Genomic DNA, 14845 nt, shown 5'->3' on the forward strand with positions numbered 1-14845 from the left:
GGCGACCTGCCGCACACAGCCCGAAGCAGCCCTGCGCCCACCGGGCGACCCGGCCCGCACGTCCCTAGCCTGGTGACAGAGAGGAGGCGAAACACCATGCTTGGAGACGCTCCGCTGCAAGCAGTCATCCCCGCCACCGATCTCGCCCGCGCCAAGGCCTTCTACACCGACACCCTCGGCCTCAAGCTCGCCGAGGAAGGTGAGGAGGAGTTCGTCTGCGACTGTGGCGGCACCCAGTTCACCGTCTACCGCACTCCCAGCGGTGGACAGGCCGCCCACACCCTCGCCAGTTTCAAGGTCGCCGACCTCGACGGCGAGATGGCCGGCCTCCGCGACCGCGGCATCACCTTCGAGGAGTACGACTTCCCCGGTCTGCAGACCGTCAACGGGGTCGCCGAGGGCGAGGGTATGCGCGCGGCCTGGTTCAAGGACAGCGAAGGCAACATCGTCTGCATGTCCCAGCGGGTCGGCCAGTAGCCGTCCCGCACCCGGCCCACCCGTCAAGCGCTGCACCGCACCCGTCGGACACGGCGCCGCTGCCCGGCCCGCTCGTACGGAACAGGCCGGGCAGCAGCGGCAGGTGTCGGATGGCCATCCCAGGCTGGACCCGCCCGAACACGAAGAACGGCCACGCCGATGGAGCGGCCGCCCCCGGGTCGCGGCCGCTCCGGACGCCTCGCTCCGGTGGCGGCCCGCCACCGCCTCGCCTTGACTGGTGCGGACCGCCGCCCGGATGCGGGAGGACCGAGGGATGAGATTGCCGAGGGGCACCCGCGGCCGCCGGAAGGAACAGCTGCTCCTGGCCCGCATGCGGGTCGTGCGGGCACGGAGTGAGGCCGAGCGGCGCTTCCCGGTGATCACCGAGCTGACCGCCCGCCTGTTCTCCCCCGGCCTACTGGACTCCGCCACCCGGATGGCCTCCCAGCTGTTCCTGACCTCCATCCCCCTCCTGTTCGCCGTGGCCGCCTTCGCCCCCGAGGGCGTGCGGAACCAGATGAACTCCTCACTGCGCTCGCTGTTCGGCATCTCCGGCGCCTCCGCCGAGCAACTGCGCCAGGCGCTGTACAGCCCCGGCGACCTGCGGCAGACCACGGGGATCATCGGCCTGCTGATGGCACTGCTGTCCGGCACGAGCTGCAGTCGGGCGGTCGCCCGGGTCTGCGAACACGCCTGGCAGCTGCCGAAGTCCGGCACCAGGGTCGCGGCCTGGCGGTGGCTGCTGTGGATCGCCTGCTGGGTGGTCGTGCTGCTGTTCCAGGGCGTGCTGCGGAACGGCTTCGGCGCCGGGCTCTGGCTGGGCCTGCCACTGACCTTCACGGCCTCCTTCCTGGTCTGGTGGTGGACTGCCCGTCTGCTGTTGAGCGCACGGATCCGTTGGTTGTCCCTGGTGCCGGGAGCGCTGCTCACCGCCATCGCGTCCACCGCGATGTCGCTGACCGCCCGGATCTACATGCCGATCGCACTGAACCGCTCACTGGCCCAGTACGGCTCGCTGGGCCTGGTGCTGATGGTGCTGTCCTGGCTGATCGCCTTCTGCATCGCCGTCACCTTCGCCATCACGGCCGGCGCGGTACTGGCCCAGGAGAGGCCGCTCAGCGCCTACCTGGGGCCGACCGGCCCCGAGCGGCGCGGAACCTGACCAGCCGCCCCGGCACCGGTCACCCGCCACACCCGCCATACCCGCCATACCCGCCACACCGACGAACGCGCCGACGGCGTCGGACGGCCCGCCCGCCCGCGCACCCGCCGACAGACCGCACGGACCGAGGCGACCGGGTCGAAGGAGCCCGGGCGGTCCCGGGTCAGCGGGTAGCAGGCGAACCCGATCAGCGCCGCGCTGAAGTGGCCGATGCTCGTGTAGTCCCGGCTCTGCTGCACGCCCAGCCCGTAGACCGCCAGCACTCCCACCGCGTACAGGTACCGCCAGGGCCGCACGATCAGGTAGGTGAGGACCGCGACCACGCCGGCCAGCGCGTAACTGACGCCGTAGTCCAGGGTGTAGAGGGCCCTCGGCGAGGCCAGCCCCCGGTGGATCGCCCAGCCGAGCACGCCCTCGCTGAGGTAGGTGGCGCCGACGTGCGCGAGCGCCGCCACCGAGATCCAGCGCAACGTGCCGAGCCATCGTTCGGCGGGCACGTGGAAGAGGTTGTACAGCAGGAAGTAGAACGGCCAGCCGCCGCCCGCGATCCACAGGGCGCTGGTGACCAGGACACGCACCGGCGACACCTGGAGGTGGTGGAGGTTGGTCGAACGCCGCTCCAGGATGCGGTCCGCGGTCGCCGGATCGACGTGCCGGATCACCTGCGTGGTGACGAGCAGGACCGCCAGCCAGGTGTAGGTACCGGGCGCGCGCCGGACATAGGCCCACACCGCGTGGACGGCACGCGCCCACCAGGGCCGCCGGTGCGCCTTGGCGCCCCTGGCTGTGCTGCCGGCCATCGGCGCCTCCTCGACACTCCTCCCCCTCACCCTCGCCCCCGCCCGACCTCGCCGCCACCCGCCACCCGCCGTCCCTGTGCAGCCCGCGGGAATCCGCCCACCTCACACGCCCCGCCGCCGGCCCCGACGGCCTCCACGGCGCTCGCGTACGCTGGCGCTCGGACCGTCCCGGTCGCCGCCTTCCCTCCACGTACCGGGCGGGGCCGGTACCGGGAACCGCCGAGCAAGGGCACCAGGCACGATGAGCGATCGCCTCGCGACGAGGACACCGACCAGCACCGCTGCTCCCCGGCACCCGGCGCTGAGAGCCGCCGTCCGCCTGCGCCTCACCACGGCGTACGTCCTACTGCTGACGGTGACGGCCTCCTGGTTGGCGAGCCAGGGCCATGCCGAGCGGGCCCGGTTCGTCCGGCACAACAGCAGCAACGTCCATCACATGGAAGTGGGCAAGTGGTGGACCCTGTTCACCAGCGGCCTGGTGGTCGACGGGGTTCCGGCCTGGGCGGGGATCGCGGCGGTCGCCGCCGTCCTGGGCCTGGCCGAGTGGCGCTGGGGTCCGGCCCGGGCCGGTGCGGTCTTCGTCTTCGGGCACCTGGGCGCCACGCTGCTCACCGAGGGCGCCATGTGGGTGATGCTGACCGCCCGCATCCCGGGCGCACTCTCCCGCGCCCGGGACGTGGGCATCAGCTACGGCCTGGTCGCCACCGGCGCCTGCCTTCTCGCGCTCGGCCCGCGCCCGCTGCGCCGTTACGGCCTGCCGGCGCTCGCCCTGGCCCTCGCCGGCGCCTGGGCGCTGGACCAGCAGCTGGCCGACGCCGGCCACCTCGTCGCCCTCGGGCTGGGCGCCCTCGCCTCCCGCACCGTCTGGATGCGCACCCGAGCGCCCGCACCGGCCTCCTGATCCACCCCAACCACCCCTCCAGTCAAGCAAGTTGACCAACGGGCCAGTCGACGCGCAGCAGTCGGGAGAACCCTCGTCGCCACCCGGGGCTCCGTATGCTCTTGCATTACTCTGCAAATCTATGCCAGAGTTCGGGCATCGGATCGATTACGCCGAATCCCGTCACACATCGCTAGATCAGGGGCCCGCTCACGCGGGTCAAGGGTGCATCCATGTCGAAGGTCTTGAGCAAGCTGCCGGTCGGTGAACGGATCGGCATCGCATTCTCCGGTGGGTTGGACACCTCCGTCGCCGTAGCGTGGATGCGCGAACACGGTGCCTTCCCCTACGCCTACACGGCCGACATCGGCCAGTACGACGAGCCGAACCTCGCCGACGTCCCGGCCCGGGGCCGCGCGTACGGCGCCGAGCAGGCCCGGCTGGTGGACTGCCGGGCCGCGCTGGTCGAGGAGGGCCTGGCCGCCCTCGCCTGCGGCGCCTTCCACATCCGCTCCGCCGGGCAGACGTACTTCAACACCACCCCGCTCGGCCGTGCTGTGACCGGCACGCTGCTGGTGCGCGCCATGCAGGAGGACGGCGTCTCCATCTGGGGCGACGGCTCCACCTACAAGGGCAACGACATCGAGCGGTTCTACCGCTACGGCCTGCTCGCCAACCCCAACCTGCGGATCTACAAGCCGTGGCTGGACCAGGCGTTCGTCGACCAGCTCGGCGGCCGCAAGGAGATGTCCGAGTGGCTCGCCGAGCGGGACCTTCCGTACCGGGACTCCGCCGAGAAGGCCTACTCCACCGACGCCAACATCTGGGGCGCCACCCACGAGGCCAAGCGGCTGGAGTACCTGGACGCCTCCCTGGAGATCGTCAGCCCGATCATGGGCGTGGCCTTCTGGGACCCGGCGGTCGAGATCCAGACCGAGGACGTCACCGTCGAGTTCGAGTTCGGCCGCCCGGTCCGGATCAACGGCCAGGAGTTCGCCAGCGCCGTCGACCTGGTCCACGAGGCCAACACCATCGGTGGCCGGCACGGTCTGGGCATGTCGGACCAGATCGAGAACCGCATCATCGAGGCCAAGAGCCGTGGCATCTACGAGGCCCCCGGCATGGCGCTGCTGCACATCGCCTACGAGCGGCTGCTCAACGCCATCCACAACGAGGACACCATCGCCACGTACCACACCCAGGGACGGCGGCTCGGCCGGCTGCTGTACGAGGGCCGCTGGTTCGACCCGCAGTCGCTGATGCTCCGGGACAGCATCCAGCGGTGGATCGGCCACCCGGTCACCGGCAGCGTCACCCTGCGGCTGCGGCGCGGCCAGGACTACTCGGTCATCGACACCCAGGGCCCCAACTTCAGCTACCACCCCGAGAAGCTGTCGATGGAGCGCAGCGTCGACGCCGCGTTCGTCCCCGACGACCGCATCGGCCAGCTGACCATGCGCAACCTCGACATCGCCGACTCGCGCAGCAAGCTGGAGCAGTACGCGGTGCACGGCCAGCTGGCACCGTGGAGCGGCCTGATCGGCGAGCTCGCCCCGGGCGGCGCGGCTCCCATCGCCGCCGGCAACGGTGACGAGGAGGACCCGAACGCGCTCGACCACGCGGCGCTCGAGTCCGGCACCGACTGACGCACCTCACGCCCGCGGAGGGCCGTCGCACCCCTACGGTGCGGCGGCCCTCGGCCGCTCTCCACCCCTCCGCTCCGCCCGCTCCCACCCCCAGCCCCGACCCCCGACCCGTCCCCGCCCTCACTCCAACGGCGGCACTGGCCGTGCGCCGCCCGCCCGACGGGAGCTGAATGGCGGACGGCGCCCGGCGACGGGAAGGCAGGTCCGGGGATGGGTGAAGCGATCGGCCCGATGCTGGCCTCCGCAGTGGCGGTCGCGCTCAGCCCGCTGCCGCTGATCGCCGTCCTGCTGGTCCTCGCCTCACCGCGCGGCCGGGCCAACGGGCTCGCCTTCACGGCCGGCTGGCTGCTCGGCCTCGCCGCGGTGTCGGCCGCCGTCGTGGCCGCGGGCACCGCGTTGAACCCCGCCCGCACCACACCGACCTGGTCGTCCTGGCTGAAGCTCGCCCTCGGCACCGTACTCGTCCTGCTGGCCGCCCGGCAGTGGCGCGAACGACCGCGACCCGGCCGGGTGACCGCGCCACCGGCCTGGCTGCTCTCGATCGACCGGCTGACCGCCGCCCGGTCCGCCGGTCTCGCCGTGGTCCTGGTCATCGCCCACCCGAAGACCCTGGTCCCGGCCGTCGGCGGCGCCGCCTCCATCGCCGCCGCGCCGACCGGCGGCGGGGAGAAGACGGTGGCCGCCGCCCTGATGGTGCTGCTCGGTTCGTTGGGCACCCTGCTGCCGCTCGTGGCGCACCTCCGGGGCAGCGCCCAGGCACGACACACCCTCGGCGAGTGGCGCGCCTGGACGGCCACGCACAGCGCGGCGATCATGATCACCGTCCCACTGCTGCTCGGCGCCGAGTACCTGGGCGACGCCGTCTCCGGGCTCACGTGAACCCCCGCCTACCCGACCCCGACCGGCCACCCCTCGGGCCGGCCCGCTTCCCTACCAACCCCGTCTCCGTCACCGGATCCGTACCACCCCCCGCCCCCGCACGGCCCGGACGCCCAACCGCCCAGGGTCGGCCGTCGGCCGCGCCGCCACCGCCTCCCGTACCGTCAGCAGGATCTCGCCGTCATAGCGCTCCGCCAGCACCCGCGCCAGCTCCGCCGCCCCGCCCGGCCGGACGTCGGGCGCCAGCTCCGGCAGCCGGCCCGGAGCGCTGAGGTCCTGGGCCTGGGCGGCCCAGCGGGCCGCGTCGCACCGTTCGCCCTCGGCGGTGTAGTGCACGGCCAGGCAGTGCACGGCCAGCTGGTCCCCGTACTGGGCGGCTATCCGCCACCAGAAGACGCCGTCCGCCGCACGGCCCATGCCGTACAGCAGGCAGCCGAGGGTCCGGAAGGCGGTCTTCTCGGCGAGTTCGAGGTCCAGGGCCAGCTCCCCCGGCTCGACCGCGCCCGCCACCCCCGCGCACAGGTGCCGCAGGTCGCGCCGCAGCTCCGCCCGTCCCCCGGCCCACCGGGACTGCCCCGGCACCGACCCCGGACCGGAACCCGAGCCTGGACCGGATCCCGCCCCCGAACCGGAGCCCGACCGCAGGCCGGGACCGGCTCCGGCCCCCGCTCCCGCGCCGAGCCCTGAACCCGCCCCCGCTGCCGCCCCCGGGCTCGGCCCCGAAAGCGGAGCGTGCGGTGGCCGGGCCCCGGCGGGCGGCCTGGCGGGGCGTTCGCGCACCGCCGGGGCGGTCCGCCGGGCGGCGGCGAGCCGCTCGGCCAGCCGGCGGGTGAAGTCCACCGGATCGTGGTCGTCAAACTCCCGCTCCAGCTCGACGGCGTGCGCACGCAGCAGGTCCACGACCCTCATGTCTGCGCCCCGCCGTCGTCCTGGTGCTCCAGGAGGTACTCCAGGTGACGCCGCCCGAGGCTGTAGTAGGTACGGGCGGTGGTGTGCGCGATGCCGAGGGACCGTCCGATGTCGTGGTACGACAGCCCCGCCTGGCGCAGCCGGACCACGTCGGCCTGGACGGGTGCGGCCCGCGCGAGTTCCTCCATCGCCCAGTCCAGGGCGTCCAGCTCGGCGAGTTCGTTCAGCTCGTCCTGGCTGGTGTCGGGGCGGCGCTGGGCGATCACCCGCAGCCGCTTGCGTTCGGTGCGCCGGCGCTCGCGCATGACGTCCACCACCGCGTCCTTGACGATCTTGAAGGCGAAGGCCTGCGGATCGGGGCTGGCCAGGGCCCGGCGCCAGTTCTTGTAGAGCGTGGTGCCCGCGTTCTGGACGGCGTCCTGGGCATCCTCACGGTGCCGCAGGCGCTGCTGGGCGTAGCGGAGGTAGCCGGAGTTCTCGCGGGTGAAGAAGGCCTCGAAGTCGTTCGGCAGGTCGCCGAGCGGGTCGGCTCGCAGACCCCGCTCCTCGCCCGGCCCGGGAGTGCTCACGCGACCCCCCTTTCGTGGTCGGCTGGCCGGCCCGCCTGGTGGCACGCCGACGGCCCCTTGGGGCTCGTGGTGTAACCGTCCGGGAGGTCCGGGATGTTGACCGGATCGGGCAGACAATTGCCGAACGTTTCCGTTCACTTTTGAACAGTGCGGCTGACCTGCCGCTTCACCCTCGCGCACCCAGCCGGAAGACTCGCAACGTGACCCAGATCACAGTGTGCGAGGGTGCCGCTTGACAAGCCCTACGGCACCACCCGCACCATCCCCGCAACCCTGCGGACCCCACCCCGCAAAGCGGCCCCCACTCCCTCAGGAGCCAAACCCCCTACGGCGCCGGCTCCACCTCCGCCGCATCCAGCGTGGCGGTCACCCGCTCCAGCAGCCCGCGCAGTGCGACCAGATCCTCGACCGGCAGCCCGGTCGCCGCGAGCAGCCGACGCGGAACCTGCCCGGCCCGCTCGCGCAGCGCCGACCCCTCGGGGGTCAGGCGGACGGTGACCGACCGCTCGTCCTCCGGGCTCCGCTCGCGGCGCACCAGCCCGGCCGCCTCCAGGCGCTTGAGCAGCGGGGAGAGCGTCCCGGAGTCCAGCCGCAGCCGCTCGCCGATCCGCTTGACGGGCAGCTCGCCCTCCTCCCACAGCACCAGCATGACCAGGTACTGCGGATAGGTCAGCCCGAGGTCCCGCAGCAGCACCCGGTACACGCCGCCGAAGGCGCGGGAGGCCGCGTTGAGCGAGAAGCAGATCTGCTGGTCGAGGCGGAGCAGCTCCTCGTCCGCCATGCCGGGGTGAGTCGTCATGAGCCCATGGTACCGATCACCATCGCGCCATTTAGTTGTGCACAATTGAATTGCGTGCTCTACTTGTCGCAACGCACCACCGCACCACCGCACCACCGCACCACCGCACCACCGCACCACCGCACCACCGCACCACCGCAGCAACGACCGAGCGGCCGCCGCCCAGCACACCGGGCCGGCAACCGACCGGACAACCGACCGCAGGAACACCCAGGACCCGAAGGGGAAGCCACCATGGACGCGCTCTACACCGCAGCCGCCACCGCCAACGGCCGGGAGGGCCGCGCCGTCAGCTCCGACGGACAGCTGGACCTCGCGCTGGCCATGCCGCCCGCGCTCGGTGGCAGCGGCCAGGGCACCAACCCGGAGCAGCTCTTCGCCGCCGGCTACGCCGCCTGCTTCGCCAGCGCCCTCGGCCTGGTCGGCCGCCAGGCCCGGGTGGACACCAGCGAGGTCTCGGTGACCGCCGAGGTGTCCATCGGCAAGGACGAGGCCGGCTTCGCCCTCGCCGTCGTACTGCGCGTCGAGCTGCCCGAGTCCCTCGCGGGCGAGACCGGCGAGCTGCTGGTCAAGCAGGCGCACCAGGTGTGCCCGTACTCCCGTGCCACCCGGGGCAACATCCCGGTCGAGCTGGTCGTCGAGTAAGCACCCCCGAGAAGGAGCGCCCCGGGGGAAGAGCACCCCGAGCGCCCTCCGACCGCCCCACCGACGGACCGGGCCCGCCGCACGCGAAACTGCGGCGGGCCCGGTCCGTCCTCCCTGGGCTCAGTCGCCTCCCGGCCCGTTCGCCGAACGCAGCGTGTCCAGTCGGTGCCGGTACTCCTCCGCGTCGATCTCACCCCGCGCGAACCGCTCCGCGAGCAACTGCTCCGGGGACACCCCCTGACCTCCCTGCCCTCCCTGACCCCCTTGGCCCCCTTGCCTCAGCGGGCCCCAGCCGTGCGGACCGCCCACCCCGGATCCACCGGCGCCGGGTGCCGCCCGCCCGGGCGGGATCGGCTGCCGCGAGCGCGCTACGTAGCGGAACAGGGCCACGGTGAGCAGGACGACGATCACCAGGAACATCAGCGTCCCGAACGCCATCAGCCCCATGCCCCAGCCACCCACGTAGTGGCCGTGCCCGTGCCAGTACCTCATCAGGACCTCCTCCTCCGGCCCCGTCGGGGCCCGCCGAGGTGAGCAGCGCCTACCACCATCGTGCTCCCGTCGGTGGTGAAAGCGGTGTGAGGGCGGGCTGAGAAAACGTTCCGGCAACCGTTCCCCGGCCCCACCGGGGTAGCGTGCCACTGGTGACCCACCATCCGCCGCCCGCGTTCCACCCCCAGCGGCCCACGGCTCACCAGCCGTCCATGGCCTTCCACCCGCCGGAGGACGACCGCTCCCCCGAGCAGCTCGTCGCCGCCGGGGTGCTGCGGCGCCACCCGGACCCGCGCCCCCACCCGGCGCTCGGCCACTCCCCGATCGGCTACGTCGCCACCGCGCTCTGGGCCGAGCTCACGGCCCTCGCCATCGCGCCGGCGGCCGCCGAGGCCACCGCCACCGCACTGCTGCGCGCGATCGCCGACCGCGCCGTGGACGCGGCGCTCGCCCCGGGCAACGAGCGCGCCCCGCGCGACGACCTGTACGTGGCCGACCCGGCCCACATCGGCCCGTACCGCCGGGCGATCTGGTTCCAGCGTTCCAACCCGCACGCCCCGCACACCCCACACGACGCACACAACCCGTACGGCTCGCAGGGCCCCCGCGGCCTGCTCACCCCGGTCGACGCACGCGGCGGTTACGCCCCCCGCGGCCCGATCACCGCCTCCTTCGCGCCCCACGAACCGTAGCCCCGGGCGCCCCCGCCCGCCCTCGCCCGCCCTCGCCCGCCCCGCCTCCCTCAGCGCTCGACCTGGAGGCTGTGGCACACCCAGCTCAGCCGGTCCGGCCCGCCGTACGGCGGCCGGTCGTGATACGTCCCGTCCGCCACCGACATGTTGACGATCAGGTACGCGTGCCACGCGGCCCCGACCCCGTGCAGGTCCGCGTAGACCAGCTCGTCCTCCACGTACCAGTCCACCGAGTTCGCGCCGAGCACCACCCGCAGGCCGAAGGTGGCCCCCGGCCCGATCCCGGCGCTCGCACCGTGCCAGTACCGGAAGCCGCCGCGGACGTGGTTGGAGATCTCCAGCAGGTCCGGGTTGTCGGGGTGGTACTCGAAGACGTCCACCTCGTTGCCGCCGTCCCGCCAGGTCCAGATCGCCGGCCAGGCACCCAGCTCGACCGGCAGTGTCACGCTCGCCGACAGCACGTCCCCGGCGCGGATCTGGAAGCCGTCGGGACTGCCCTCGGTGGTCAGCAGACTGCAGCTCCACAGCCCGCCACTGTGCCGCCTGACCGCCGTGAACTGCCCGTCGGGGCAGTAGTCGCGGCTGAGGTAGTCGAGTTTGTGGTCGCTCCGGTTGGTCGGCCCCATCCGGGGATAGGCGCTGCTGCGCCCGGCGATCCACTGCCTGGTCGAAGTGAAGTCCGCGTCGAACACGACTGCCACGGCCGCCTCCCCGGAGCGCTGGCGTCCCGGCAGTCCGCACCGCCAGGCACACAGGGTGAGTTACCCGATACCCTCCGCAGTATGCGAAGTGGATCGTTCGGGTCCGGGACGAACGTGCGATTCGGGACCGGTACGGCCGGTCAGGGGTCGGCGCCGAGCAGGTCAGCCGACCGGAGCCGCGCCTCCGGCCCCGAGCCGGTCGGTCACCGACACCACCCCGTCCACCGAGCGGCAGAGGTTGAGCACGATCGGCACCAGGTGCTGCTCGGGCACGGTGCCGCTGAGCACCACCCGCCCCTGGGTGACCTCCACCCCGATCTCCGCCGGGCTGACCCCGTCGATCCGGCCGAGCACCTCCTCGACGATCTCCCGCCGGATCACCATGTCCTCGCGCAGGAAGACCCGCAGCAGGTCACCGCGGCTGACCATGCCGACGACCCGCCCCTCCTCGTCCAGCACCGGCAGCCGCTTCAGGCCGTGCCGGCTCATCAGCCGGGCCGCCGCGACCACGCTGGTGCCGGGCGTGGTGCAGACCGGCTGCGCCGTCATCAGGTCGGCCGCGGTCACCTCGCCGTCCGGGCCCGCCTGCGCCGACTCGGGCGCGGGCAGCAGGCTGGCCGGGTCCTCCTGCGCGGCCAGGGTGCGCAGCAGGTCGGCCTCCGAGACCACGCCGAGCGGTCGCCCTTCCGGGTCCACCACCGGTACGCCGGTGATGTCGTACTCGCTCAGCAGCGTCACGATCTCCCGGAATCCGGTCTCGGGCGAGACCAGGACCACGGGGCTGGTCATCACGGATTCGACGGTGGCATGCCGCACGCCGGTTCACCTCGTCCAACGATGCTGGTCCGACCGGACGCGGATCGTCCCGGCCGGTACCGGCAGCATCGCCCGTAACGGCCGCGACCGCCAGGGGCCAAGGGGCCGAACGGGCGGGACCTTGTGCCCCGACCTGCTGACACGGCCCCGACACCACGCCCCGACCAAGCCCCGACCGAGCCCCGGCACCATGCCCCGACCGGACACCGGCACCACAGCCCGGCACCACGCCCCCACTGGGCACCGGCACCACGCCCCGACCGGGGCAGCCGTGGGAACGACGCCGTCAGGCGTGCGTGGTCGCCCCGCAGACGAAGACGGGCACCCGCAGGAACCCGTGGCTCCGGACGGCCGCCGCGGCCGCCGGGGAGGTGCAGAACCAGCCGTTCCGACCGAACACGGCCCGCAGCGCCCGTCCCTGCGCGTCGACACTCGTCCAGTCGCCGTCCCGCACCCCGAGGTAGAGGGTCCGGCCGTGCCAGGTCGTCAGGAAGGCCGGGTTGGTCCCGCCGTCGACCGTGGGCGCCGTTCCGTCCAGGGACTGCGGCACGAGCACTCCCGGGTCGTCGCCCGGCTTCCGGTGACCGCCGGTGACCTGTCCGACCCAGCGGCCGACCGAGTACGGGACGATCGCGTTCGGGTCGTGCAGGACCGCGTCCTCCCCCTGGTCCTCGGCGACGCCGGAGGTCACGCACGGGCCCGCGTAGAAGGTGCCCGGATCGCCGTTCGGGGAGGCGGCGGCCGCGAAGGCGGTCATCTCGTCGGAGAGGTAGGACGACCGAAGCGTGGCGGGGTCCGAGACGTGGACACCGGGTACCACGGGCCTGATCGTCGCGTCCGGAAGGCTCGGGTCGATCTGCCGCCAGTTGGTGATATCGCAGGAGTAGATCCACCGCAGATCGGCGGTCGTCAGGTTCTTTGGTGCGTTGCCGCCCGCCGGGGCCGCCCAGGTCACCGCATCCCTCACGAACGGGACGAAGTCGATCCAGGTCGGGTCGCCCTGCTGCGGCGGCCTGCTCAGCCGGGCGAAGTCGACCGTTCCGCTGGTGTTGAACGCCAGGGCGTTGAGGGCGCTCCGGGTGTTGGTCGGCCGGAAGATCTCGGAGGCCCCGGTCTTAGGCGTGATCGTGCTGGATCCCCGGGCGTCCCAGCTGTAGAGCCGGGGCGCCCACGCCGACCAGGTCGGCGGCGGCCGGCGTCGGCGGGTCGGCACCGGGCGGGCCGCCATCGCTCGCCGGACGTTCTTCCAGCGGTGGCGCGCCGCACGTCCGTCATATGCCCGCCGATCACCCCGGACGGCGCAACCATCACATGATCGACTCGTTGGACCGTCCACCACGACAGCGGTACGGCTCCCGGGAGGGCCCCTTGGCAGTACGGACGGTGAGCACGGCCGCGCTGCGCCGGGATGTCGCGGCGCGCCCGGTGGCCCTGGCGGAGGCCTCGCTGGTGCGCCATTACCGACGGCTGGTCCGGCTCGCCTACCTGGCGCTGCCGGCCGACCGTGACCGGCACACCCGGGTGCTCGCCGCCCACTGCGCCGTCCAGCGCGCCCTGCCCACCCGCTGGGCCCGCACGGACCGAACCGCCGTCCGACCGTCCGCGCCCGGGCCCGGGCCCTCCGACGCTCCGGAAGGCACGGACGCCGCAGACGACCCGGCCTACGCCGCGCTGCGCCTGCGGGTGCTGCGCGCCGCGCTCCGGCCCCGCCCGGCCGCCCGTCTCCTCACGCCCCGGGTCTGGGGCCTGCGGCTGTTCACCCCGCACGGCGGCGAGGGGGACGCGGAACTCGACCACGCGCTCGCCGCGCTCTCCGCCCCGGCCAGGGCGGCCTTCGCCCTGCGGACGGTCGAGGGGCTGAGCATCGAGCGGGCCGCCGAGGTGCTACGGCAGGCCGGAGTGGCGCACCCGGCGGTGGCGGTGGCCGTGGCCGGGCAGGTGCCGTCCGGTCCGGATCCACTGCCGCCCGCCTTCGACCCCTGCGCCGTCCGGGTGCAGCCCACCGACCTGCTGCGCCGGCGCCGTACGCTGACGGCCGCGCTCGCGGTCGGCGTGCTCGGCCTCACCACCACGGCGGGCGTGCTGGGCGGTTCGCACCCGGCGGCGCCCGGCCGTCCGACGACGGTGCCGCTCGCGGGCGCCGACCCAGACCCGTCCCACCTGGTCCGGGTCACCCCCGACGCCTGGCAGCACACCAGCCGGGTCGACTTCACCGCCTGGCCCGCCCGTGGCGAGCGGCGCGAGGACGGCGCGCTGCTCGGCCGCGCCCTGGCCGCCTGGGCCCGGCCCGGCAGCCGGACCCATGCCGAGCCGGGTACGGACGCCGGCCCGCCCGCCGCGCCCGCGCCGCACCTGCTGTTCGCCGGGACGGTGGACGGCACCGGTGTGGTGGTGTTCTCCGACGGCGAGCGGATCGCCCGCTACACCGACAGCCAGAACGGTCAGGGCGGTCGGGACAGCGGAGACCTGGACCTCGCCCGGGCCGACGACGCGGACCCGACCACGGCCGGCGCGGTGGTCCTGCGCCGTCAGGGCGCCACCGTCCGGTACCTGCTGGCGCCCTGGGTGGACTCCGCCGAGACCCGCCGGATCGACCGGCCCGACACCCCCGCCCGCCCGTTGGACCACCCCGACGGCCTCACCTCCCCGGCCCCGGCCGGCGGGCCCGCCGACTGCCAGGGCGCCACCCTGCTCCAGCTGCACTCGTCCCCCGTGGTCGCCGAGAAGGCCGAGAGGTCCGCCTTCCTGCTGGCCGACCTGGGCGGCCTGATCCCCGCACACCTCACCTACGCCCCGCCACCGGAGCGCCCCCTGCCGGACGGCTCACCACCCGACCGAGCCCAGGCCGACCGCACGCAAGCCGACCGCGCCCAGGCCGACCGCGAACCGCGCGAGGCGACCGCCCAGGACGCGCTGCAGGCCTGGTCCCGGGCCGGCTGCGCCGTTCCCGACGGCACACCGGGCGTCAAACAGCTGAACCTCTGGGCCTTCGCCGTCCAGCCGCTGCCGCAGAACGCGGGCTCGGCCTCCTGGGTCTGCCTGCGCGCCGACCGCTGGGACGGCGCGGGCAGTGCGGCCACCGCCGTCGTCCTGCCGGGCGCCCGCGGCGCGCAGCGCACCGGCGGCGGACCGGGCCGGGCCTGCGGCCGCTTCGAGCGGGACGCCGTGGCCTGGACCTGGTGGCGTTCCCCGCACGGGACGGAGTTCGTGCTCGCGGCGGGCAGCCGCCGGGTCACCCGGCTCACCGTCAAGGGTTCGGGCTGGTCCGCCGACCGGCCCGCGCCGGACCGCACCCTGGCCGTCGAACGCCCCGCCCGCGCGGCCGTCCAGGTGGAGGCGCTGCTCGACAACGGCGCCCGGATCGACCCACCGCACTGA

At 73.8% G+C, this 14845-nt stretch carries 16 protein-coding genes; 8 read left to right on the top strand and 8 right to left on the bottom strand.

Features of this window, described 5'->3' with window-relative positions:
• The first annotated feature begins 96 nt into the window (after nucleotides 1-96).
• A complete protein-coding gene (locus ACWDD9_RS12260) occupies nucleotides 97-477 on the top strand; it encodes a VOC family protein (RefSeq protein ID WP_380737163.1) in 381 nt (126 codons plus the stop codon).
• Nucleotides 478-751: 274 nt separating this feature from the next.
• Entirely contained in the window at nucleotides 752-1639 is an 888-nt protein-coding gene (locus ACWDD9_RS12265) for a YhjD/YihY/BrkB family envelope integrity protein (RefSeq protein ID WP_079272594.1), read from the top strand.
• Here ACWDD9_RS12265 and ACWDD9_RS12270 read toward each other — a convergent pair.
• A complete protein-coding gene (locus tag ACWDD9_RS12270; protein ID WP_449811547.1) occupies nucleotides 1600-2439 on the bottom strand; it encodes a rhomboid-like protein in 840 nt (279 codons plus the stop codon). The two genes, ACWDD9_RS12265 and ACWDD9_RS12270, sit on opposite strands and share 40 nt — an antisense overlap.
• A gap of 241 nt (nucleotides 2440-2680) precedes the next feature.
• Here ACWDD9_RS12270 and ACWDD9_RS12275 point away from each other — a divergent pair, with 241 nt between their 5' ends.
• The 3 genes from ACWDD9_RS12275 (at nucleotide 2681) to ACWDD9_RS12285 (ending at nucleotide 5844) form a co-directional block, all read left to right on the top strand.
• Nucleotides 2681-3340 (top strand): rhomboid-like protein, encoded by a 660-nt coding sequence (locus ACWDD9_RS12275; RefSeq protein ID WP_241853085.1) that lies wholly within the window; start codon nucleotides 2681-2683, stop codon nucleotides 3338-3340.
• A gap of 212 nt (nucleotides 3341-3552) precedes the next feature.
• Complete coding sequence (gene argG / locus ACWDD9_RS12280) at nucleotides 3553-4965, top strand: argininosuccinate synthase (protein WP_049652841.1); 1413 nt, start codon at nucleotides 3553-3555, stop codon at nucleotides 4963-4965.
• Nucleotides 4966-5175: 210 nt separating this feature from the next.
• On the top strand, nucleotides 5176-5844 hold the full coding sequence (locus ACWDD9_RS12285) for a GAP family protein (RefSeq protein ID WP_449811548.1): 669 nt from the start codon (nucleotides 5176-5178) through the stop codon (nucleotides 5842-5844).
• Nucleotides 5845-5913: 69 nt separating this feature from the next.
• On the opposite strand, the gene ACWDD9_RS12290 is transcribed toward ACWDD9_RS12285, so the two are convergent.
• From ACWDD9_RS12290 to ACWDD9_RS12300, 3 genes are all read right to left on the bottom strand, one after another.
• Nucleotides 5914-6426, bottom strand: coding sequence for a hypothetical protein (locus ACWDD9_RS12290; RefSeq protein WP_449811549.1), 513 nt, complete (start codon nucleotides 6424-6426; stop codon nucleotides 5914-5916).
• A gap of 323 nt (nucleotides 6427-6749) precedes the next feature.
• Entirely contained in the window at nucleotides 6750-7322 is a 573-nt protein-coding gene (locus tag ACWDD9_RS12295) for an RNA polymerase sigma factor (RefSeq protein WP_049658113.1), read from the bottom strand.
• Between the two features lie 325 nt (nucleotides 7323-7647).
• Complete coding sequence (locus ACWDD9_RS12300) at nucleotides 7648-8121, bottom strand: MarR family winged helix-turn-helix transcriptional regulator (RefSeq protein ID WP_049658111.1); 474 nt, start codon at nucleotides 8119-8121, stop codon at nucleotides 7648-7650.
• 234 nt (nucleotides 8122-8355) lie between these two features.
• On the opposite strand from ACWDD9_RS12300, the gene ACWDD9_RS12305 reads away from it, so the two are divergent.
• A complete protein-coding gene (locus ACWDD9_RS12305) occupies nucleotides 8356-8766 on the top strand; it encodes an organic hydroperoxide resistance protein (RefSeq protein WP_049658109.1) in 411 nt (136 codons plus the stop codon).
• 120 nt (nucleotides 8767-8886) lie between these two features.
• Here the strand turns inward: ACWDD9_RS12305 and ACWDD9_RS12310 are convergent, their stop codons facing one another.
• Complete coding sequence (locus ACWDD9_RS12310; RefSeq protein ID WP_449811550.1) at nucleotides 8887-9258, bottom strand: SHOCT domain-containing protein; 372 nt, start codon at nucleotides 9256-9258, stop codon at nucleotides 8887-8889.
• A 152-nt stretch (nucleotides 9259-9410) separates the two neighbouring features.
• Between ACWDD9_RS12310 and ACWDD9_RS12315 the strand changes: the two genes are divergently transcribed.
• Entirely contained in the window at nucleotides 9411-9950 is a 540-nt protein-coding gene (locus ACWDD9_RS12315) for a hypothetical protein (RefSeq protein ID WP_388046547.1), read from the top strand.
• A 50-nt stretch (nucleotides 9951-10000) separates the two neighbouring features.
• On the opposite strand, the gene ACWDD9_RS12320 is transcribed toward ACWDD9_RS12315, so the two are convergent.
• The 3 genes from ACWDD9_RS12320 to ACWDD9_RS12330 form a co-directional block, all read right to left on the bottom strand.
• On the bottom strand, nucleotides 10001-10651 hold the full coding sequence (locus tag ACWDD9_RS12320; RefSeq protein WP_449811551.1) for a beta-glucanase: 651 nt from the start codon (nucleotides 10649-10651) through the stop codon (nucleotides 10001-10003).
• Between the two features lie 162 nt (nucleotides 10652-10813).
• The gene (locus tag ACWDD9_RS12325; RefSeq protein WP_241853098.1) at nucleotides 10814-11440 is read right to left on the bottom strand and encodes a CBS domain-containing protein; all 627 of its coding nucleotides are present in this window, start codon (nucleotides 11438-11440) and stop codon (nucleotides 10814-10816) included.
• Nucleotides 11441-11753: 313 nt separating this feature from the next.
• Nucleotides 11754-12695, bottom strand: a complete 942-nt coding sequence (locus ACWDD9_RS12330) for a substrate-binding domain-containing protein (RefSeq protein WP_449811552.1) — start codon at nucleotides 12693-12695, stop codon at nucleotides 11754-11756.
• A gap of 140 nt (nucleotides 12696-12835) precedes the next feature.
• Here ACWDD9_RS12330 and ACWDD9_RS12335 point away from each other — a divergent pair, with 140 nt between their 5' ends.
• Nucleotides 12836-14845 (top strand): hypothetical protein, encoded by a 2010-nt coding sequence (locus tag ACWDD9_RS12335; RefSeq protein WP_449811553.1) that lies wholly within the window; start codon nucleotides 12836-12838, stop codon nucleotides 14843-14845.

It is taken from the genome of Kitasatospora sp. NPDC001119 (genome assembly GCF_053598475.1).